At 58.7% G+C, this 20,228-nt stretch carries 23 protein-coding genes; 17 read left to right on the top strand and 6 right to left on the bottom strand.

Annotation, left to right across the window (positions count from 1 at the left end):
- Positions 1–2 precede the first annotated feature (2 nt).
- Positions 3–1,832 (bottom strand): hypothetical protein, encoded by a 1,830-nt coding sequence (locus AC07V0_RS14715; protein WP_086945911.1) that lies wholly within the window; start codon positions 1,830–1,832, stop codon positions 3–5.
- Positions 1,833–1,992: 160 nt separating this feature from the next.
- On the opposite strand from AC07V0_RS14715, the gene AC07V0_RS14710 reads away from it, so the two are divergent.
- The 3 genes from AC07V0_RS14710 to bamJ all read left to right on the top strand — a co-directional run bounded on the left by AC07V0_RS14710 (position 1,993) and on the right by bamJ (position 3,657).
- Complete coding sequence (locus AC07V0_RS14710) at positions 1,993–2,481, top strand: TIGR00645 family protein (protein ID WP_007938436.1); 489 nt, start codon at positions 1,993–1,995, stop codon at positions 2,479–2,481.
- Positions 2,482–2,615: 134 nt separating this feature from the next.
- The gene (locus AC07V0_RS14705; RefSeq protein ID WP_018925878.1) at positions 2,616–2,909 is read left to right on the top strand and encodes a DUF6482 family protein; all 294 of its coding nucleotides are present in this window, start codon (positions 2,616–2,618) and stop codon (positions 2,907–2,909) included.
- A 130-nt stretch (positions 2,910–3,039) separates the two neighbouring features.
- A complete protein-coding gene (bamJ, locus tag AC07V0_RS14700; protein WP_007938433.1) occupies positions 3,040–3,657 on the top strand; it encodes a BamJ family beta-barrel-assembly machinery protein in 618 nt (205 codons plus the stop codon).
- Positions 3,658–3,718: 61 nt separating this feature from the next.
- Here bamJ and AC07V0_RS14695 read toward each other — a convergent pair whose 3' ends face one another.
- The 3 genes from AC07V0_RS14695 to AC07V0_RS14685 all read right to left on the bottom strand — a co-directional run bounded on the left by AC07V0_RS14695 (position 3,719) and on the right by AC07V0_RS14685 (position 5,648).
- Positions 3,719–3,976, bottom strand: coding sequence for a PA4570 family protein (locus tag AC07V0_RS14695; protein ID WP_018925879.1), 258 nt, complete (start codon positions 3,974–3,976; stop codon positions 3,719–3,721).
- A 204-nt stretch (positions 3,977–4,180) separates the two neighbouring features.
- Positions 4,181–4,522 carry a zinc ribbon domain-containing protein YjdM gene (locus tag AC07V0_RS14690; protein ID WP_018925880.1) on the bottom strand — a complete coding sequence of 114 codons (342 nt, stop codon included), beginning with the start codon at positions 4,520–4,522 and terminating at the stop codon, positions 4,181–4,183.
- Between the two features lie 157 nt (positions 4,523–4,679).
- Positions 4,680–5,648, bottom strand: coding sequence for a polyprenyl synthetase family protein (locus AC07V0_RS14685; protein WP_018925881.1), 969 nt, complete (start codon positions 5,646–5,648; stop codon positions 4,680–4,682).
- Positions 5,649–5,888: 240 nt separating this feature from the next.
- Between AC07V0_RS14685 and rplU the strand changes: the two genes are divergently transcribed.
- From rplU to AC07V0_RS14660, 5 genes are all read left to right on the top strand, one after another.
- Positions 5,889–6,203 carry a 50S ribosomal protein L21 gene (rplU, locus tag AC07V0_RS14680; RefSeq protein ID WP_007901869.1) on the top strand — a complete coding sequence of 105 codons (315 nt, stop codon included), beginning with the start codon at positions 5,889–5,891 and terminating at the stop codon, positions 6,201–6,203.
- Between the two features lie 33 nt (positions 6,204–6,236).
- Positions 6,237–6,494, top strand: coding sequence for a 50S ribosomal protein L27 (gene rpmA / locus AC07V0_RS14675; protein ID WP_003228360.1), 258 nt, complete (start codon positions 6,237–6,239; stop codon positions 6,492–6,494).
- A 195-nt stretch (positions 6,495–6,689) separates the two neighbouring features.
- The gene (gene cgtA, locus AC07V0_RS14670; protein WP_018925882.1) at positions 6,690–7,913 is read left to right on the top strand and encodes an Obg family GTPase CgtA; all 1,224 of its coding nucleotides are present in this window, start codon (positions 6,690–6,692) and stop codon (positions 7,911–7,913) included.
- A gap of 137 nt (positions 7,914–8,050) precedes the next feature.
- The gene (proB, locus tag AC07V0_RS14665) at positions 8,051–9,169 is read left to right on the top strand and encodes a glutamate 5-kinase (RefSeq protein WP_007938428.1); all 1,119 of its coding nucleotides are present in this window, start codon (positions 8,051–8,053) and stop codon (positions 9,167–9,169) included.
- A 12-nt stretch (positions 9,170–9,181) separates the two neighbouring features.
- Positions 9,182–9,646, top strand: a complete 465-nt coding sequence (locus AC07V0_RS14660; RefSeq protein ID WP_018925883.1) for a CreA family protein — start codon at positions 9,182–9,184, stop codon at positions 9,644–9,646.
- A 123-nt stretch (positions 9,647–9,769) separates the two neighbouring features.
- Here AC07V0_RS14660 and rpsT read toward each other — a convergent pair whose 3' ends face one another.
- Positions 9,770–10,048, bottom strand: coding sequence for a 30S ribosomal protein S20 (gene rpsT, locus AC07V0_RS14655; RefSeq protein ID WP_007901883.1), 279 nt, complete (start codon positions 10,046–10,048; stop codon positions 9,770–9,772).
- Between the two features lie 387 nt (positions 10,049–10,435).
- Here rpsT and murJ point away from each other — a divergent pair, with 387 nt between their 5' ends.
- The 6 genes from murJ to ispH all read left to right on the top strand — a co-directional run bounded on the left by murJ (position 10,436) and on the right by ispH (position 17,933).
- The gene (gene murJ / locus AC07V0_RS14650; protein ID WP_086945910.1) at positions 10,436–11,974 is read left to right on the top strand and encodes a murein biosynthesis integral membrane protein MurJ; all 1,539 of its coding nucleotides are present in this window, start codon (positions 10,436–10,438) and stop codon (positions 11,972–11,974) included.
- A gap of 129 nt (positions 11,975–12,103) precedes the next feature.
- Positions 12,104–13,054, top strand: coding sequence for a bifunctional riboflavin kinase/FAD synthetase (gene ribF / locus AC07V0_RS14645; protein WP_018925885.1), 951 nt, complete (start codon positions 12,104–12,106; stop codon positions 13,052–13,054).
- Positions 13,055–15,886: an isoleucine--tRNA ligase gene (gene ileS, locus AC07V0_RS14640; protein WP_086945908.1), complete on the top strand. Its 2,832-nt coding sequence runs from the start codon at positions 13,055–13,057 to the stop codon at positions 15,884–15,886. It begins immediately after the preceding gene.
- Positions 15,879–16,391, top strand: coding sequence for a signal peptidase II (lspA, locus tag AC07V0_RS14635; protein WP_019581266.1), 513 nt, complete (start codon positions 15,879–15,881; stop codon positions 16,389–16,391). The genes ileS and lspA overlap by 8 nt, the downstream gene beginning before the upstream one ends.
- Before the next feature lie 7 nt (positions 16,392–16,398).
- Positions 16,399–16,836: an FKBP-type peptidyl-prolyl cis-trans isomerase gene (gene fkpB / locus AC07V0_RS14630; protein WP_173861149.1), complete on the top strand. Its 438-nt coding sequence runs from the start codon at positions 16,399–16,401 to the stop codon at positions 16,834–16,836.
- A gap of 149 nt (positions 16,837–16,985) precedes the next feature.
- The gene (gene ispH / locus AC07V0_RS14625; RefSeq protein WP_064620456.1) at positions 16,986–17,933 is read left to right on the top strand and encodes a 4-hydroxy-3-methylbut-2-enyl diphosphate reductase; all 948 of its coding nucleotides are present in this window, start codon (positions 16,986–16,988) and stop codon (positions 17,931–17,933) included.
- Here ispH and AC07V0_RS14620 read toward each other — a convergent pair.
- Positions 17,902–18,459, bottom strand: a complete 558-nt coding sequence (locus tag AC07V0_RS14620) for a GspH/FimT family pseudopilin (RefSeq protein WP_064620453.1) — start codon at positions 18,457–18,459, stop codon at positions 17,902–17,904. The genes ispH and AC07V0_RS14620 overlap by 32 nt on opposite strands.
- A gap of 131 nt (positions 18,460–18,590) precedes the next feature.
- Here AC07V0_RS14620 and AC07V0_RS14615 point away from each other — a divergent pair, with 131 nt between their 5' ends.
- The 3 genes from AC07V0_RS14615 to AC07V0_RS14605 are packed head-to-tail and all read left to right on the top strand — an operon-like array spanning position 18,591 to position 20,220.
- Entirely contained in the window at positions 18,591–19,064 is a 474-nt protein-coding gene (locus tag AC07V0_RS14615) for a GspH/FimT family pseudopilin (protein ID WP_064620450.1), read from the top strand.
- Positions 19,061–19,510 (top strand): type IV pilus modification protein PilV, encoded by a 450-nt coding sequence (gene pilV, locus AC07V0_RS14610; protein ID WP_086945906.1) that lies wholly within the window; start codon positions 19,061–19,063, stop codon positions 19,508–19,510. Before AC07V0_RS14615 ends, pilV begins: the two co-directional genes overlap by 4 nt.
- Positions 19,507–20,220, top strand: a complete 714-nt coding sequence (locus AC07V0_RS14605; protein WP_019650968.1) for a PilW family protein — start codon at positions 19,507–19,509, stop codon at positions 20,218–20,220. Before pilV ends, AC07V0_RS14605 begins: the two co-directional genes overlap by 4 nt.
- The last annotated feature ends 8 nt before the right edge of the window (positions 20,221–20,228 follow it).

Here is a 20,228-nt window from a genome sequence, read left to right as displayed (position 1 = left end):
GGCTATTGATCCAGGTTACCTGGCTCGGTCTTGTCGAGTTTGACCTCGAAACCGTATTGCACGGTGGTGAGGTTGGTTCGCTGATAAGTTTCCAGACGTGTGGGCTGGCCGTAGAAGTAATGCACTGCGAATAACCCCGGACCTTGCGCGTTCGCGTCGTGACTGACCGAAAGAATCTCCTTCAGATAGTTGCCACTGTCGTCCTTGGCGAAAAAGCGCCAATCCTGGTCGGGGAACAGCTTCAGATCAACCACCAACTCATTCCCTTTGAGCGTCAGGCCCTTGGGCAGTTGGGGGGCGTCGTAGGTTTGCTTGTCGACAGTCGCCAGGAACAGCGGCATGGAGCCCACCGCGTAGGCCGGAGTTTCTGCAAACAGATTCAGATCGTAGGTGATGCTGCCGCGTAGCGGGTCGACCTGATACGCCTCCGGTGGCAGCTCGATCGGCCCATCGCGCCGGCCATTGCTGTCTTGGGTAAAGAACGTCACGGGACTTTCGCCGGGATTGAACGAGGTGCCGAGCAGTTCATCATTGAAACTTCTGGGGTGATCGAAATCGATGCGCGCGGCGCTCGGGTCGTCGATCGACTGGCTGATACTGATGCTTTTTTTCAGTTGGTTCTCGTCCAGCGTCGCACCCTTGAGCCAGGTCGCAGCCTGGTCGTCGTATACCACCACGGGCAAGGTCAGTGGCTGGATGGTTTTTTCCGTCGTGTGCGGGTCGAAGCGGCGTACTGGCAGGTCCAGGTTCTTGCGGGTCACCGTGACCGCCGAGAAATCCAGCAGGCTGACTTCGAGCGTGTCGATCGGTCCATTGAAGTACACCTTGGCATACTGTCGGGTTTGTTGTTTTTCAAAGGCACGCTGGTCGTCCTCGAGCTGTTTTTCGAACGCTTCGCTCCAGGCTTTCTGCTGTTGCATTTGCGCCAGTTGTTTTTGATAGAACGCAATTTGCGTGGCGGTTTCATTGATCGCGCCCGAGCGCGAGAGGAATTGCCCGGTGCTGTCCCTGGCCTGAACGATCAGCGAGTTGGGCGGTGTATCGCGAACCTCGGGGGCCGGTGGTGCGCTGTTACTGAATTCGATTTCGGCATGGTTTTTTTCAAGTTTCAGCAGCGTGACACTGAGGTTGTCATTGGTGCGCGTCTGGCCGACGTCCTTTTTTGTCAGGTCGAAGCTGTAGATTCGGCGTGGGGCGATGACCTCCACCTTGCCTTGCAGGCTCACTGGTTGTGGCAGGTGCTTTTTGTCCACACCCAGGCCTTCGATGAAGGGGTAGGTCACCGTCAAGTCATCGGGGTTGGTCAGGTTGGAGCTCGACGGGCTCAGCTGAATGCCGGGATCGGTTTCCGACCATTCCGGCTGAAACGCGATGACGCGCTTGTTGCTGAGGGTCACCGATTGCCATTCCAGGTCATGAGGGAAAAGGAATGCGCCAGGGGCGTTGAAGTGGAGGGGGAATACTGGTTGCAGATCGGTCAGGTAATCCGAGCTGGACTCCTTGTGCAGCACGAACAGCCCGTTTATGTAAGTGTCGACCAGCGCCTGGGGCGTGGGGTAGTGCTTGAATACGGCGAGGGCATCTTCGCCGTATTCGGTGACCACCGGTTTACTGTCGAGCTTGAGTTGCGCTCGCTCGAGCAGCAGCAGTGAACCGCCGAGTTCGGTCACGACGTCCTTGAGTTTCGGATCCTTGATCGCCTCCAGAGACTTTTCGAACTGCGCGGTCTTTTCTTCGAGGCTGACCTGGCGTTTCTCATCGCTGGGTGAACAACCACCGAGCAGCAATGCGAGGCAAAGTCCTGCACTCGTTAAGGGCAATCGCACATCCATTTCCAGTTTTCCTGTCCGATGTCGCTGACCTGTCATTGATCTGGACACTAGCAGAAAAACTTTGTCACACACACGCAGGTTGCGGATTTTCCGGCGGTTTCTGGGTGTAACAGGCGGCTGTTATACTCGCCGCCATTTCCAGCCCCTTGTGTGAGATTCAATGGAACGCTTTATCGAAAATACAATGTACGCCTCCCGCTGGTTGCTGGCGCCGATCTATTTCGGTTTGTCGCTGGGCTTGCTGGCGTTGGCACTGAAATTCTTCCAGGAAGTCATCCACGTCATCCCTAACGTGTTCTCGATGGCCGAGTCGGATCTGATTCTGGTGTTGTTGTCGCTGATCGACATGGCGCTGGTAGGCGGCTTGCTGGTGATGGTGATGATCTCCGGTTACGAGAACTTCGTTTCCGAACTGGATATCGACGACAGCAAGGAGAAGCTCAACTGGTTGGGCACCATGGATTCGTCTTCGTTGAAGATGAAGGTCGCGGCTTCCATCGTGGCAATTTCGTCGATCCACTTGCTGCGGATTTTCATGGACGCCAAGAACGTCGATCCTGAGCATTTGCAGTGGTACGTGATCATCCACATGACCTTCGTGGTGTCGGCGTTTGCCATGGGTTATCTGGACAAGCTGACCAAGCACTGATCCGTCCTTACTCGGTCCACCGCACCGCCCGTCTGTTGCGAAACAGACGGGCGGTGTCGTTTGTGGCTTGTACTTTGGCGCGTCGAGGCATATCCCTGTAAGAACCCTGGCTCTCCACTGCGTGAGGTGCGCTCATGAACCTGCAAGAGTTGAATGCGTTTGCCATCGCCGGAAAGATCGATGAGTTGAACCTGATCTCGATGGAAGGCGTGTTCTACGTGCTGGAGGCTCGGATGCATGGTGCGGCGCATCCAGTGCTCGATGCTCATGGCGAGACATTGCAGCTGCGGTCGGTCGAGCATGCGCGTGAAGTGCTTCACGACTGTCCCAAGCCATTCAACGTTGTATGTACCTCGGCCCATGATGAAATGTGCGGTACCAGCGCCGAGGAAAGTCCGAAATTACCGAGCACCTTCCGTTCTGCGTAACAGGGCTGACGCCGCTCATCAACGTGGCGGCATCTGTGCTAGTCTGCTCGCCCTTTTGATTCCGGGCGATCCGGGATGCGCTGTGCACGCACGGCAAGTTCCAGGGCCGTCCGCACAGCGGAGCAGTGTCATGTCCGAAGTAAATCTGTCCACCGATGAAACCCGCGTCAGCTACGGCATTGGCCGTCAGTTGGGCGACCAGCTGCGTGACAATCCGCCACCGGGCGTGAGCCTGGACGCAATCCTGGCTGGTCTGACCGACGCGTTCGCCGGCAAGCCAAGCCGTGTGGGTCAGGAAGAAATGTCCGCCAGCTTCAAAGTGATCCGCGAGATCATGCAAGCTGAAGCGGCTGCCAAGGCTGAAGCTGCTGCTGGCGAAGGCCTGGCTTTCCTGGCTGAAAACGCCAAGCGTGAAGGCATCACTACTCTGGCTTCGGGCCTGCAATTTGAAGTGCTGACTCAAGGTGAAGGCGCCAAGCCAACCCGTGAAGATCAAGTGCGCACGCACTACCACGGCACTCTGATCGACGGCACTGTGTTCGACAGCTCCTACGAGCGCGGCCAGCCTGCAGAATTCCCGGTAGGCGGCGTTATCGCTGGCTGGACCGAAGCCCTGCAACTGATGAACGCGGGCAGCAAATGGCGTCTGTACGTGCCGAGCGAACTGGCTTACGGCGCTCAAGGCGTTGGCAGCATTCCGCCGCACAGCGTACTGGTATTCGACGTCGAACTGCTCGACGTTCTGTAATCCCGGTGTTGGAGCTGGCCCGCTCCTGCAGGGCCAGCTCCGGCATTTTTACAAATGATCTTCATACCTCGAACTTGGTATTCAGATCATGACTCGGGCGCAACGCCCGGGCATAGCAAAACAGAAACAGATTGCGCACCAGTTCCTTGAGCACCACCGGCTCGCTGGAACTCAGGCCGTTGACGTCCAGATCACCCTGATCCTGCAGCTCGTTCAAGGCTTCTTCTTCAAGCACCGCACAGACTTCCCCGGTTTCCCGATGCAGGATTCTGAGGTAGGGATGTGGGCGGTCCAGCCAGGCATCGATCAAATAAGTCATGGGTCTCATCTCCATTGATTGGGTTCAATGAGAATAATTCCTATTCATTAAATAGCAAGGGCCTATTGGCGGTTTGCGTTTTTTATCGGGTAAGGATTGCGTAAGGTCAAAACGGCTGGCGTTTGGCTATTGCGAGGAGTGCTGGGTGAGGCGGGAAGGGCAAAGCACCATCCCACGCAGGGCGCGGGATGGAATACAGCGGGCTCAGACTTTTCTGACGAACTCGGATTTGAGTTTCATCGGGCCGATGCCGTCGATCTTGCAGTCGATGTCGTGGTCGCCATCGCACAGGCGGATGTTCTTGACCTTGGTGCCGACCTTGACCACCAGGGAAGTGCCTTTGACCTTGAGGTCCTTGATCACGGTGATGGTATCGCCGTCCTGCAGCACATTGCCGACCGAGTCCTTTTTCACGGTATCGTCGGACGCTACTTCGGCTTCGCCAGTGGCGGACCACTCATGGGCGCACTCCGGGCAGATCAGCTGTGCGCCGTCTTCGTAGGTGTATTCGGAATTGCATTTCGGGCAGGGTGGCAACGTGCTCACTAAAGCTCCTTGGATTCAGGATGGCTAAAAAGCGCACATTATATAGGGATTTATCGCAGGAGGGAGCGAACAGCAAAAGATCGCAGCCTTCGGCAGCTCCTTGGTGTACCCATGTGGAGCTGCCGAGGGCTGCGATCTTTTGAATTTGCTATGAATATCAGTGCGTGCGAGCGACCGCAAATTCACTCAATTCCACCAGCGCATCGCGGTATTCGCTGGCGGGCAGGGCGCCGAGGCACTTGATCGCACGGGCCACGTAGTCGCGGGCCAGTTGCGCGGTGTAATCCAGTGAGCCGGAAGCTTCGACCGCTTCGCGAATGCTTTCCAGGTCTTCGATGCCACCTTTCTGGATCGCCTGACGAACCAGTGCGGCCTGCTCCGGAGTGCCTTCGCGCATGGTGTAGATCAGCGGCAGCGTCGGCTTGCCCTCGGCCAGATCGTCACCGACGTTCTTGCCCAGGGTCTCGGCGTCGCCACGGTAGTCCAGCAGGTCATCGACCAGTTGGAAGGCCACGCCCAGGTGATCGCCGAAGGTGCGTAGCGCTTCGCTCTGTTCCAGCGAGGCGCCGGCCAGGGCCGCGGCACTGTGGGTCGAAGCCTCGAAGAGCATCGCGGTTTTGCCGCGAATGACTTCCATGTAGGTTTCTTCGGTGGTGCTGGCGTCGCGGACCTTCGACAGCTGTAGCACCTCGCCTTCAGCGATGATGCGCGTGGCTTGCGAAAGGATCTTCATTACCGGCATGGAGCCCAGTTCGACCATCATTTCGAAAGAACGCGAATACAGGAAGTCGCCCACCAGCACGCTCGGCGCGTTGCCCCACATGGCATTGGCGGTCGAACGGCCACGGCGCATGCCGGACATGTCGACGACGTCGTCGTGCAGCAGGGTGGCGGTGTGCAGAAACTCGATGGTCGCGGCCAGCAGGCGCAGGTCATCGCCTTCGCGGCCCAGTGCCTTGCCGCACAGCAACACGAGCAAGGGACGCAGGCGTTTGCCGCCAGCCGAGGTAATGTAGTCGCCGATTTTCGATACCAGCGGCACTCGGGAAGTCAGCTGCTTCTTGATGATGCCGTCGACGGCGCTAAAATCGTCCGCCACCGCGCGGTAGAAAGCTTGGGGTTGCATCAGCGACAGTTGCTCCAGAAGGGTTGCGCGGCATGCTAGGACCCACGTCCGGGCCTGTCAAGGCGCGATGGACGGCCACTTGCAACGCCAGAGTAGCTTGCGTACAATCGCGCACCCTGAACTTCCTGGGCAGCACCTGCCTTACGCAATTGCAAACAGGCCTTCCAGCCTTATGCAGCCATGCCAGCCAATACCTCTTCTTATAAAGAGCTGGGTGAGCAGGATTATCGGAGAAATACCATGTCTTATGCAGTAATCGTTACTGGTGGCAAGCAGTACAAAGTTGCTCCAGGTGAATACCTGAAGATCGAAAAACTGGAAATCGCTACCGGCGAATCCGTAACTTTTGATCGCGTTCTGTTGGTTGCCAATGGCGACGACGTGAATATCGGCGCTCCAGTTGTTCCTGGCGCTACCGTTGTGGCTGAAGTGATCTCCCAAGGTCGTCACGATAAAGTCCGCATCATCAAGTTCCGTCGCCGTAAGCACCACATGAAGCGTATGGGCCACCGCCAGTGGTACACCGAGATCAAAATCACCGGTATTCAGGCTTAATCAGCCTAATTCCTCACTAGGAGAATTGAACTCATGGCACACAAAAAAGCTGGTGGTAGTACCCGTAACGGTCGCGACTCAGAAGCCAAACGCCTTGGCGTCAAGATGTATGGCGGCCAGGTCATCAAGGCCGGTAACATCATCGTGCGTCAGCGCGGCACCCAATTCCACGCTGGCTACGGCGTTGGTATGGGTAAAGATCACACCCTCTTCGCGAAAATCGAAGGCGTGATCAAGTTTGAAGTAAAAGGCGCCTTCGGTCGTCGTTACGTGAGCGTCGTCGCAGCTTAATTGCGCGATCGCTGGAAAAGCCCTGTCTTGCGACGGGGCTTTTTCGTTTGTGGGGTGAGTCTCTTGCAAAGCTGTTTGTGATGGGCTCCAGCGCTGTATTGGCGGTCGTTGATTGAGGTCGCTGCGCTCATTTTTGCAAGAGTCTTATGTCTTGGTTGTTTTTCGGCTCGTCCGTATGGCGAGAGGCGTTTTGTTATGAAGTTTGTTGATGAAGTATCGATTCGAGTAAAGGCCGGCGACGGTGGCAACGGTTGCATGAGTTTCCGTCGAGAAAAATTCATCGAAAACGGCGGCCCGAACGGCGGCGACGGTGGTGATGGTGGTTCCATCTACATGATGGCCGACGAAAACCTGAACACCCTGGTCGACTACCGTTACACCCGCCACTTCGATGCCGAGCGCGGTTCCAACGGTGGTAGTACCGACTGCACCGGCAAAAAAGGTGAGGATCTGATCCTGCGGGTGCCGGTAGGTACCACAGTGATCGACTCTGCCACCCAGGAAGTCATTGGCGACCTGACCAAGGCCGGCCAGAAGCTGATGGTGGTTCAGGGCGGCTGGCACGGTCTGGGTAACACTCGTTTCAAATCCAGTACCAACCGTGCGCCGCGCCAGACTACGCCGGGCAAGCCGGGTGAGCAGCGCGACCTGAAACTGGAAATGAAGGTGTTGGCGGACGTCGGTCTGCTCGGTTTGCCGAACGCCGGCAAAAGTACCTTCATTCGCTCGGTGTCGGCCGCCAAGCCGAAAGTCGCCGACTACCCGTTCACCACATTGGTGCCGAACCTGGGTGTGGTCAGTGTCGATCGCTGGAAGAGCTTCGTGGTCGCGGATATTCCGGGCTTGATCGAAGGTGCTTCCGACGGCGCGGGCCTGGGGATTCGCTTCCTCAAGCACTTGTCGCGTACGCGTCTGCTGCTGCACCTCGTCGACATGGCGCCGCTGGATGACACCAGTGCGCCGGATGCCGCTGAAGTGATCGTCAGCGAGCTGACCAAGTTCAGCCCGTCCCTGGCCGAGCGTGATCGCTGGCTGGTGCTGAACAAGTGTGACCAGATCCTTGAGGAAGAGCACGATGCTCGCGTCAAGGAGATCGTTGATCGTCTGGAGTGGACTGGTCCGGTCTATGTGATCTCGGCGATCGCCAAGCAAGGCACCGAGCGTCTGTGCCACGACATCATGCGTTACCTGGAAGATCGCGCCGATCGCCTGGCTAACGACCCGGCCTACAAGGAAGAGCTGGCTGAGCTCGATCAGCGCATCGAAGATGAAGCGCGCGCCCAGTTGCAGGCGCTGGACGATCAGCGTGCTCTGCGCCGCAGCGGCGTGAAGTCGGTCCATGACATCGGTGACGACGATTGGGACGAAGAAGATGTGGATGACGAAGACGGTCCGGAAATCATTTACGTGCGTGACTGATTCGTTGCGATAAACTTAAGCGCCGCTCACTGGAGCGGCGTTTTAGTATCTGGAAATCGACTGTTGGTCACGAAGAACCACGAATAACGTCACGGGCAGTGCCAGGTCGCGCTGCCCTCAAGCTAAGGTTGAAGATGATGCGGAGCAAGGTGACAGGTGCGCAGCGTTGGGTCGTGAAGATCGGCAGCGCTTTGCTGACGGCGGACGGCAAAGGCCTGGATCGCGCAGCAATGGGTGTCTGGGTCGAGCAGATGGTTGCCCTGCATGAGGCGGGCGTTGAACTGGTGCTGGTGTCCTCCGGGGCAGTGGCGGCGGGCATGAGCCGTCTGGGCTGGACCTCACGACCCAGTGCGATGCACGAGTTGCAGGCGGCTGCCGCCATCGGTCAGATGGGGTTGGTGCAGGCCTGGGAGTCGAGCTTCGCCGAACATGGTCGGCATACCGCACAGATTCTCCTGACTCACGACGATTTGTCCGACCGCAAGCGCTACCTGAATGCTCGTAGCACCCTGCGTGCGCTGGTCGAGTTGAAGGTGATCCCGGTGATCAACGAAAACGACACCGTGGTCACTGACGAAATCCGTTTCGGCGACAACGACACGTTGGCGGCGCTGGTGGCGAATCTGGTCGAAGCCGATTTGCTGGTGATCCTCACCGATCGCGATGGCATGTTCGATGCTGATCCACGCAACAATCCCGACGCCAAGCTGATTTATGAGGCGCGGGCCGACGATCCGGCGCTCGATGCGGTAGCCGGTGGTACTGGTGGTGCGCTGGGGCGTGGCGGCATGCAGACCAAGCTGCGCGCTGCGCGTCTGGCGGCGCGCTCTGGTGCGCACACCATCATCGTTGGTGGGCGTATTGAGCGAGTGCTGGATCGCCTCAAGGCTGGCGAGCGCATCGGCACTTTGCTGTCGCCTGAGCGCGGCATGCTGGCGGCCCGCAAACAGTGGCTGGCCGGGCATCTGCAGACTCGCGGCACGCTGGTGCTGGACGCGGGTGCGGTGACCGCGCTGTCTCAGGGCAACAAAAGTTTACTGCCGGTAGGTGTAAAGCTGGTCCAGGGCAGCTTCCGTCGCGGCGAAATGGTGGTCTGTGTGGCGCCGGACGGTCGTGAAATCGCTCGTGGCCTGGCTAACTACAGTGCTCTGGAAGCACAAAAAATCATCGGTCAGTCGTCTGAGGCGATTATCGGTCTGTTGGGTTACATGGCGGAGCCGGAGCTGGTTCACCGGGATAACCTGATTCTGGTCTGAAGGAATACCTGAATGCGTGTGGCAAAAGGATTATTGGGCTTGTTGTTGGCGATGCCGTTGCTGGCCTCGGCCGAGGAAATTGGCCAGGTGTCGACGGTGTTCAAATTCGTTGGCCCGAACGACCGTATTGTTGTCGAGGCGTTTGATGATCCGAAAGTGGAGGGCGTGACCTGTTACTTGTCGCGTGCCAAGACGGGTGGCGTGAAAGGTGGTCTGGGATTGGCCGAGGATCGCGCCGAGGCGTCTATTGCATGTCGCCAGGTCGGGCCGATCAGCTTCAAGGGTGAGCTCAAGGATGGCGAGGAGGTATTCAAGGAGCGCACCTCGCTGGTATTCAAGACTATGCAGGTAGTGCGATTCCTCGACAAGAAGCGCAATACCCTGGTGTATCTGGTCTACAGCGATCGCTTGATCGAGGGCAGTCCGCAGAATGCAGTGACGGCAATTCCGATTCTGCCGTGGACGCACGCTCAGTAAGATAACGAAGGTCCAGGTGTGGGGGTGAGTCTGCTTGCTCCCACATTTTTTTTGCATTGTATTTAATAAATCGCAGGCAATAAAAAACCGACCCTGAGGTCGGTTTTTTAACGAGCGCGTCGCTTAGGCAGCAGCGGCAACGTTCAGGGCCTTGACGTGGCCATTCAGGCGGCTCTTATGGCGAGCAGCTTTGTTCTTGTGGATGATGCCTTTATCGGCCATACGGTCGATAACTGGCACGGCCAGAACGTAAGCAGCTTGAGCTTTAGCAGCGTCTTTTGCGTCGATGGCTTTAACTACATTCTTGATGTAGGTACGAACCATGGAACGCAGGCTGGCGTTGTGGCTGCGACGCTTCTCAGCCTGTTTTGCACGTTTTTTGGCGGAAGGTGTGTTGGCCACCGTCGAGCTCCTCGAAAGACTTTTTAGGAAATAGCAAACAAAATAGGCCGCGAATCATGCCGATGAGTTGATGTCTTGTCAAGGGCGGAAGAGACGTTCCGCTAAGTGGCCGGTTCCGGCCCCATGAAAACTACTGCGCTCGGCAATACAGCGTTGAAAGCAGACTCGAAATGCTCATTGACTAAAGTCAACTCCGCTTTCTCGCCTGCTTTCGCCTTGTCTTGCCTTCGCTCGCTACGTTTTCAAGGGGACGGTGCGCTGGATATTTCTTTCCGGCGCGCGACCTGTAAACTCGCGAGCTTTGGCTCTGTGCTGTTGCGGCGCGGAGTATCGCATAAGTGGGCGCGTTGTTCGCCTGCTGTTTATCGACAGGCACAAACTCTTTCAATGAATCTGCTCAAATCGTTGGCCGCTGTCAGCTCTATCACGATGCTTTCCCGGGTGTTGGGGTTTGTTCGTGACACTCTAATCGCCCGTGCATTTGGTGCCGGAATGGCGACTGACGCCTTCTTTATCGCCTTCAAGCTGCCCAATCTGCTGCGGCGGATCTTCGCCGAAGGGGCATTTTCCCAGGCGTTTGTGCCGATTCTTGCCGAATACAAAAGCCAAAAGGGCGAGGAGGCGGCGCGAACCTTCATTGCCTACGTCTCAGGCCTGCTGACACTGGTACTGGCGCTGGTCACTGCGTTGGGCATGCTCGCCGCCCCCTGGGTTATCTGGGCCACGGCACCGGGTTTCGTCGATTCTCCTGAAAAATTCCGGCTGACAACCGATCTGCTGCGGGTCACTTTCCCTTATATATTGCTGATCTCCCTGTCGTCGCTGGCCGGGGCGATCCTCAACACCTGGAACCGCTTCTCGGTGCCGGCCTTCGTGCCGACCCTGCTCAATGTCAGCATGATCATCTTTGCGGTATTCCTGACGCCGTATTTCGATCCGCCGGTGATGGCGCTGGGCTGGGCCGTTCTGGTGGGTGGGCTGGCGCAGCTGCTCTATCAACTGCCGCACCTGAAAAAAATCGGCATGCTGGTACTGCCGCGTTTGAACCTGCGCGATAGCGGTGTCTGGCGGGTCATGAAACAGATGCTGCCCGCGATCATCGGCGTTTCGGTGAGTCAGATTTCGCTGATCATCAATACTATTTTTGCCTCGTTTCTGGTGGCCGGCTCCGTGTCCTGGATGTATTACGCCGACCGCCTGATGGAATTGCCATCCGGCGTGCTGGGTGTGGCGCTGGGCACGATTTTGTTGCCGACCCTGGCCAAGACCTATGCCAGCCAGGATCGCCACGAATACTCGCGAATCCTCGATTGGGGGCTGCGCCTGTGCTTCATGCTGGTGTTGCCGTGTTCCCTGGCGCTGGGGATTCTGTCTGAACCACTGACGGCTTCACTGTTCCAGTATGGCCAGTTCAGTGCTTTCGATGCGGCCATGACTCAACGCGCGTTGATCGCTTATTCCGTCGGCTTGCTGGGGATTATCGTGATCAAAGTGCTGGCGCCGGGCTTCTATGCGCAACAAAACATCCGCACTCCGGTGAAAATCGCGATTTTCACCCTGATCGTCACTCAGCTGTTCAACCTGGTGCTGATCGGTCCGCTGGCGCACGCCGGCCTGGCCCTTGCCATCAGCGCGGGTGCCTGCATCAACGCCGGTTTGCTGTTTTATCAATTGCGCAAGCAGCAGATGTATCAGCCGCAACCGGGCTGGGCGAAGTTCGGGCTCAAATTGCTGGTGGCGGTAGCGGTGATGTCTGCAGTATTGCTGGGTGCGATGCACTTTATGCCGGCCTGGGGGCAGGGGCCTATGCTTGAGCGACTGCTGCGTCTGGGTGCATTGGTGATCGCAGGCGTCGTGGCGTATTTCGGCATGTTGCTGTTGATGGGCTTCCGTTTGCGCGACTTCAATCGCAAGGCCTTGAGCTGAAGACGTTATCTCGATAATCATGGGCGAACCGGCAGTTTTGTCGGCTCGATTACTTTGGGTTACGGTGTTGCCTGTCGTCGGCCGCCGGGTGTGGTTATAATCGACCACTTTATGAGCAAGAAGCGCGTTATGCAGCTGGTTCGAGGTCTCCACAACCTGCGCCCCCAGCATCGGGGCTGTGTCGCCACTATTGGCAACTTTGACGGTGTTCACCGTGGCCACCAGGCTATCCTGGTCCGGCTGCGAGAGCGTGCGCTCGAGTTGGGCGTGCCCAGCTGCGTGGTGATTTTCGAGCCGCAGCCGCGGGAGTTCTTCGCTCCGGACACCGCCCCGGCCCGTCTGGCCCGTTTGCGGGACAAACTGCAGCTGCTGGCCGAAGAGGGTGTCGACCGGGTGTTGTGCCTGGCTTTCAACCATCGCCTGAGCAAACTCAGCGCCAGAGAGTTCGTCGATACCATTCTGGTGGACGGCCTCGGGGTGCAGCATCTGGAAGTCGGTGACGATTTCCGATTTGGCTGCGACCGGTTGGGGGATTTCGACTACTTGCAACAGGCCGGCGTCCTTCAGGGCTTTACCGTCGAAGCGGCGCAGACCGTCGAGCTGGACGGCATTCGTGTCAGCAGCACTCAGGTCCGCAATGCCCTGGCCGCTGCCGATTTCGCCTTGGCCGAGCAACTGCTCGGTCGCCCGTACCGGATTGCCGGTCGGGTCCTGCATGGCCAGAAGCTGGCGCGCCAGTTGGGTACGCCCACGGCCAACGTACAACTCAAGCGTCGTCGTGTGCCGTTGAGCGGGGTTTACCTGGTCAGCGTCGACATCGATGGCAAGACCTGGCCAGGCGTCGCCAATATTGGTGTGCGGCCAACGGTCGAAGGGGATGGCAAAGCTCACCTCGAAGTGCACCTTTTAGATTTTGCCGGCGATCTGTATGACCGGCGTTTGACGGTGGTTTTCCACCACAAGCTGCGTGAAGAGCAGCGTTTCGCCTCTCTGGAGGCGCTTAAGACGGCGATCAATGCGGATATCGCCGCCGCCCGTGCCCTGTCGCACCTAGCGCCAATCGCTAATGAAGAGCCTTAAATGACCGACTATAAAGCCACGCTAAACCTTCCGGACACCGCCTTCCCAATGAAGGCCGGCCTGCCTCAGCGCGAACCGCAGATTCTGCAGCGCTGGGACAGCATTGGCCTGTACGGTAAGTTGCGCGAGATTGGCAAGGATCGTCCGAAGTTCGTACTGCACGACGGTCCTCCGTACGCCAACGGCACGATTCACATCGGTCATGCGCTGAACAAGATTCTCAAGGACATGATCATCCGCTCGAAAACCCTGTCGGGTTTCGACGCACCTTATGTTCCGGGCTGGGACTGCCACGGCCTGCCGATCGAGCACAAAGTCGAAGTGACCCATGGCAAGAACCTGGGCGCCGACAAGACCCGCGAACTGTGCCGTGCCTACGCCACCGAGCAGATCGAAGGCCAGAAGTCCGAATTCATCCGTCTGGGCGTGTTGGGCGACTTCGCCAACCCGTACAAGACCATGGACTTCAAAAACGAGGCCGGTGAAATCCGCGCCCTGGCGGAAATCGTCAAGGCTGGCTTCGTGTTCAAGGGCCTGAAGCCTGTGAACTGGTGCTTTGACTGCGGTTCGGCCCTGGCTGAAGCGGAAGTCGAGTACGAGAACAAAAAGTCCGCGACCATCGACGTGGCCTTCCCGATCGCCGACGAAGCCAAGCTGGCTGCCGCGTTCGGTCTGCCGTCGTTGGGCAAACCTGCTTCGATCGTGATCTGGACCACCACTCCGTGGACTATCCCGGCCAACCAGGCGCTGAACGTTCACCCGGAGTTCAACTACGCCCTGGTCGACGTCGGCGACAAGCTGCTGGTACTGGCTGAAGAATTGGTCGAGTCCTGCCTGGCCCGCTACAGCCTGGAAGGTTCAGTGATCGCCACCACCACCGGTAAAGCGCTGGAACTGATCAACTTCCGTCACCCGTTCTACGATCGCCTGTCGCCGGTTTACCTGGCCGACTACGTTGAGCTGGGCGCGGGCACCGGCGTGGTTCACTCCTCGCCAGCCTACGGCGTAGACGACTTCGTGACCTGCAAGAAGTACGGCATGGTCAACGATGACATCATCAATCCGGTGCAAAGCAATGGCGTGTATGTGCCATCGCTGGAGTTCTTCGGCGGCCAGTTCATCTGGAAGGCCAACCCCGCCATCGTCGATAAACTGACCGAAGTCGGCGCGCTGCTGCACACCACCACCATCGAACACAGCTACATGCATTGCTGGCGTCACAAGACCCCGCTGATCTATCGCGCCACCGCGCAGTGGTTCATCGGCATGGACAAAGAGCCAGCAGCGGGCGACACCCTGCGCAAACGCGCGATCAAAGCCATCGAAGACACCAAATTCGTCCCGGCCTGGGGCCAGGCGCGCCTGCACTCGATGATCGCCAACCGTCCGGACTGGTGCATCTCCCGTCAGCGCAACTGGGGCGTGCCGATCCCGTTCTTCCTGAACAAGGAAAGCGGCGAACTGCACCCACGCACCGTCGAACTGATGGAAATCGTCGCCCAGCGCGTCGAAGTCGAAGGCATCGAAGCCTGGTTCAAGATGGACGCCGCTGAGTTGCTCGGTGACGAAGCGCCGCTGTACGACAAGATCAGCGACACCCTGGACGTCTGGTTCGACTCGGGCACCACGCACTGGCACGTCCTGCGCGGTTCGCACCCGATGGGCCACGAGACCGGCCCTCGCGCCGACCTGTACCTGGAAGGCTCGGACCAGCACCGCGGCTGGTTCCACTCGTCGTTGCTGACCGGTTGCGCCATCGACGACCACGCACCGTACCGCGAGCTGCTGACCCACGGTTTCACCGTCGACGAATCCGGTCGCAAAATGTCCAAGTCCCTGGGCAACGTGATCGCGCCGCAGAAGGTCAACGACACCCTGGGCGCCGACATCATGCGTCTGTGGGTAGCGTCTACCGACTACTCGGGTGAGATGGCGGTTTCCGAGCAGATCCTGCAACGCAGTGCGGACGCCTACCGGCGCATCCGTAACACCGCGCGTTTCCTGCTTTCCAACCTGACCGGTTTCAACCCGGCCACCGACCTCCTGCCGGCCGAAGAAATGCTCGCCCTGGACCGTTGGGCCGTGGATCGCACGCTGTTGCTGCAACGCGAGCTGCAGGAACACTACGGCGAATACCGTTTCTGGAACGTTTACTCCAAGATCCACAACTTCTGCGTGCAGGAGTTGGGCGGTTTCTACCTGGACATCATCAAGGACCGCCAGTACACCACTGGCGCCGACAGCAAGGCCCGTCGTTCGTGCCAGACTGCGCTGTTCCACATCTCCGAAGCGCTGGTGCGCTGGATCGCGCCGATCCTGGCGTTCACCGCCGACGAGCTGTGGCAATACCTGCCGGGCGAGCGTAACGAGTCTGTGATGCTCAACACCTGGTACGAAGGCCTGAGCGAACTGCCGGAAGGCTTCGAGCTGGATCGCGCTTACTGGGACCGGATCATGGCGGTCAAGGTTGCGGTCAACAAGGAAATGGAAATCCAGCGTGCAGCCAAGGCCGTCGGTGGCAACCTGCAAGCCGAAGTGACGCTGTTCGCCGAAGACGCGCTGAGCGCCGACCTGGCCAAGCTGAGCAACGAACTGCGTTTCGTGCTGATCACTTCGACCGCCAGTGTTGCGCCATTGGTGCAGGCACCGGCCGATGCCGTGGTCACCGAAGTCAGCGGCCTGAAGCTCAAGATCGTCAAGTCGGCTCACGTCAAGTGCGCCCGCTGCTGGCACTGCCGTGAAGACGTCGGTGTGAACCCGGAACATCCGGAAATCTGCGGTCGTTGTGTCGACAACATCAGCGGCGCGGGCGAGGTTCGTCACTATGCCTAATGCGGCTGGCCGTTTCGGACGGCTGAGCTGGCTCTGGTTGAGTTTGCTGGTCCTGGTCATTGACCAGGCCAGCAAGTTCTACTTCGAAGGCAAGCTCGAGATGTACCAGCAAATCGTGGTGATCCCCGATTTGTTCAGCTGGACCCTGGCCTACAACACCGGTGCGGCGTTCAGCTTCCTGGCTGACAGCTCCGGCTGGCAGCGCTGGTTGTTTGCCTTGATCGCGGTGGTGGTCAGTGCGGTGCTGGTGATTTGGCTCAAGCGCCTGGGGCGCAACGACACCTGGCTGGCGATTGCGCTTGCCTTGGTGCTGGGTGGCGCGCTGGGCAATCTGTACGACCGCATTGCCTTGGGCCATGTGATCGATTTCATTCTGGTGCACTGGCAGAACCGCTGGTATTTCCCGGCGTTCAACTTTGCTGACAGCGCCATTTCTGTCGGTGCCGTAATGCTCGCGCTGGATATGTTCAAAAGTAAGAAGACCGGAGAGACCGTTCATGACTGAACAGGTATTGGCTGAACAACGTATCGGCCAGAACACGGAAGTCACCTTGCACTTTGCATTGCGCCTGGAGAACGGCGACACCGTCGACAGCACTTTCGACAAAGCCCCGGCGACCTTCAAGGTCGGTGACGGCAACCTGTTGCCAGGCTTCGAGGCCGCGCTTTTCGGCTTCAAGGCCGGCGACAAGCGCAGCCTGTCCATCGAGCCGGAAAGCGCCTTTGGCCAGCCTAACCCGCAAAACGTGCAGATCATCCCGCGCTCGCAGTTCCAGGACATGGAACTGTCGCCAGGATTGCTGGTGATCTTCAATGATGCGGCCAATACCGAGCTGCCAGGCGTGGTGAAGGAATTCGATGACGCGCAAGTGACCATCGACTTCAACCACCCGCTCGCCGGTAAGACCTTGACCTTTGACGTCGAGATCATCAACGTCAAAGCGTTGTAACTGACCGAATACGGTCACCTGTAGGAGCAGAGCTTGCTCGCGAAGGCGTCATCACATTCAGCATCAATGTTGACTGACACACCGCTTTCGCGAGCAAGCTCTGCTCCTACAATGATCTAACTTCTTGCGCGCAAGACACGAGGCACAGCATGCAAATCAAACTCGCCAACCCCCGTGGCTTCTGCGCCGGCGTGGACCGGGCGATCGAAATCGTCAACCGCGCCCTGGAAGTCTTCGGGCCGCCAATCTACGTGCGCCACGAAGTGGTCCACAACAAATTCGTGGTCGAAGACCTGCGTGCCCGTGGGGCGATCTTCGTCGAGGAACTGGATCAGGTACCGGATGACGTGATCGTGATCTTCAGCGCCCACGGCGTTTCCCAGGCCGTGCGTACCGAAGCCACAGGTCGTGGCCTGAAGGTGTTCGACGCGACCTGCCCGCTGGTGACCAAGGTGCACATCGAAGTCGCGCGTTACAGCCGCGACGGCCGTGAATGCATCCTTATCGGTCATGCCGGCCATCCGGAAGTCGAAGGCACCATGGGCCAGTACGATGGCAGCAATGGTGGCGCGATCTATCTGGTCGAAGACGAGAAAGATGTCGCCGAATTGCAGGTGAACAACCCTGAAAAGCTGGCTTTCGTTACCCAGACCACCCTGTCCATGGACGACACCAGTCGCGTGATCGACGCCCTGCGTGCGCGTTTTCCGGCGATCGGCGGTCCGCGCAAGGACGATATCTGTTATGCCACGCAAAACCGTCAGGACGCCGTCAAGCAACTGGCGGACGAATGCGACGTGGTGCTGGTGGTTGGCAGCCCGAACAGCTCCAACTCCAATCGTCTGCGTGAACTGGCCGAACGCATGGCCACCCCGGCCTATCTGATCGACGGTGCCGAAGACTTGCAAAAGAGCTGGTTCGACGGTGTCGAGCGTATTGGCATCACGGCCGGTGCCTCCGCTCCGGAAGTGCTGGTACGTGGCGTGATCCAGCAATTGCAGGCCTGGGGTGCCACGGGTGCCGATGAACTGGCCGGTCGCGAGGAGAACATCACCTTCTCCATGCCTAAAGAGCTGCGCGTGCGTTCGCTGCTGTAATACTTTTCGCCTTTCGACACAGCGCCTGCTCAGCCTTACGGTTGGCCAGGCGCACTCGACCGCTCGCCGCCAGCACCACCTGGAGCTGGCTGACCGGCTCGCGAGCCGAGCAAATATGTAGCGTCCCTGCCTGAAATGCCCGCCCGGGCATCAGCGGTTGGCCCAGACTGCTGAACCGCACGAAACGCCTGACCCACCAATTGCCGACAATCGGCGTCCGCGCATCACCTGCGCGCTCGACCAGTAGCGGATTGCTGCTGTCCTCTGGCCCTTTGCCGCTGATGTCCAGAATGATCCGCCAGCCCTGGCTCCAATCGCCGTTGATGCCATGAATGACCACGTTCTGGTTGCGGGTTATGGCCAGGGTTCTGGCCTGGCGAATCCCACTGATCAGCGACTCGGCCGCCTGCTCCCGATGATTCGATTCCGTCAGTGCAGCGAACGCCGGACTGACCAAGTGCAGAACAATCCCGACAATCGTCAGTCCCATGAGCAGTCCGATCAGGCTGAAACCTTGCTGATGCATGTCATCTCCCTCCATGGAGTGCTGCGGCCCGCGCGATCCTTGCGCGAGTAATGGCAAAACAACCGTACATCTGTCGGTCGAATGTTCTAGCGTGTAGAAGCAGGTATAGCCGACGGCAACGGAGGGCACTGATGGATCATCGTACAAAAGGTTTCACGCTGATCGAGCTGCTGGTCACGCTCGCGGTGTTTCTGATCCTGATTACACTGGCCGTTCCGGCGTTCACCCGCTCGGTGCAAAGCAACAAGGCCGACACCGAGGTCGGCGACTTGCAACGGGCACTCAATTACGCACGGCTTGAAGCGATTGATCGGGGCCTCACCACTCGGGTTCGCCCGACGGCCGGCGGCAGTGTCTGGACCGGCGAGCTGAGCGTTTATGACGGTACTGGCAATCCGGCCAATGTATTGCGGGTTGTTCCAGCGATGAGCAGCGGAGCGACTCTGACGCTAACCTCAGGAGTGACCGCGATTGATTTCAACAATCTCGGCGGCTTGGCAGCGCCGTCCACGGCGGTGGTGATCAGTTATGTGCTGGGGGCGCAAAGCAGGACGCTGAATGTGTGTTTGAACGGACGAATTCTATTGGGTGGAAGTTGCGGATGAGGGGTTGGAGCAAGCGTGCACAGGAGGGCATGACGCTGATCGAGGTATTGGTCGCGTTGTTGGTGCTGGCTGTGGGTCTGTTGGGCGCGGCGGCGATTCAGCTCAATGCGCTGAAGTACACCGACAGCTCACGGATGACCAGCCAGGCGAGTTTTATCGCCTACGACATGATGGACCGCATTCGCGCCAATTCCGGCGCCGATTACACCGTCACGCCGCCGACCTCGGGCAACTTGAGCGTGGCCCGGGATCAGGACCTCTACGACTTCACCACCAATATCGTCAATTTCGGCGGCGCCACGGCCACCGGCAGCATCGTCCGCAACCAGCGGGTATACACCATCACCATTACCTGGGACGACTCCCGGGCCGCCAATATCGCCGATTCGCGCCGCAGTTTCGTCCTCACCAGCCGCGCCACCGTTGATCCGGCGACGACACCATGAACAGAACCAGCAGAGGTTTCGGCCTGATCGAATTGCTGATCGCCCTGGCATTGAGCCTGATCGTGATCCTGGGCGTGGCGCAGATTTTCATCGCGGCCAAAAACACCTACGTCAGCCAGAGCACTGCCGCCGGCATGCAGGAAGATGCACGGTTCGTCCTGAGCAAGATGATTCAGGAAATTCGCATGGTCGGCATGTTCGGTTGTCTGGGTACGATTACCGACGCCAGCTCGGCGGGGGATTTCAATGCAAGCCTGCTCACGCCGATCAGTTGGGACAATGCCAACCTCAAATTGACGCTGGTCACCGCAGATGTCGGCGGCAGTGGCGGAGTGCCGACCTGGACGGTGGTTTCCGACTGTCGAAATACCGCGACGGCCTACACCGGTTTACGCACGCCGGCATCGGGGCAGTTGGCGTTTCCGATCAGGCGGCTGATCTACAGCTTCAGCAACAACCAACTGCTGATGGGCACCGGCACCGGCACGCCGACTCAGGCGGTGCTCATCAATAACGTCAGTGCTTTTGGCGTGAGCTTCGGGCTCGCCAGCTCAGCTACGGATACAGCCGCCTCCAGCTATAGCAGCAATCCGTCCGATCCGGCGCGAATCCGCAGTGTGCGGCTGACGCTGACCCTCACCGACCCGAACAACCGGGTCCGCAATCAAACCTTCAACGTAGTTGCCGCCTTGCGCAACCGGTTGCAATGAGGGGAGGG

It is taken from the genome of Pseudomonas sp. GW821-FHT01E10, from assembly GCF_059422365.1.
This window is presented reverse-complemented; position numbering and strand designations above follow the sequence as displayed.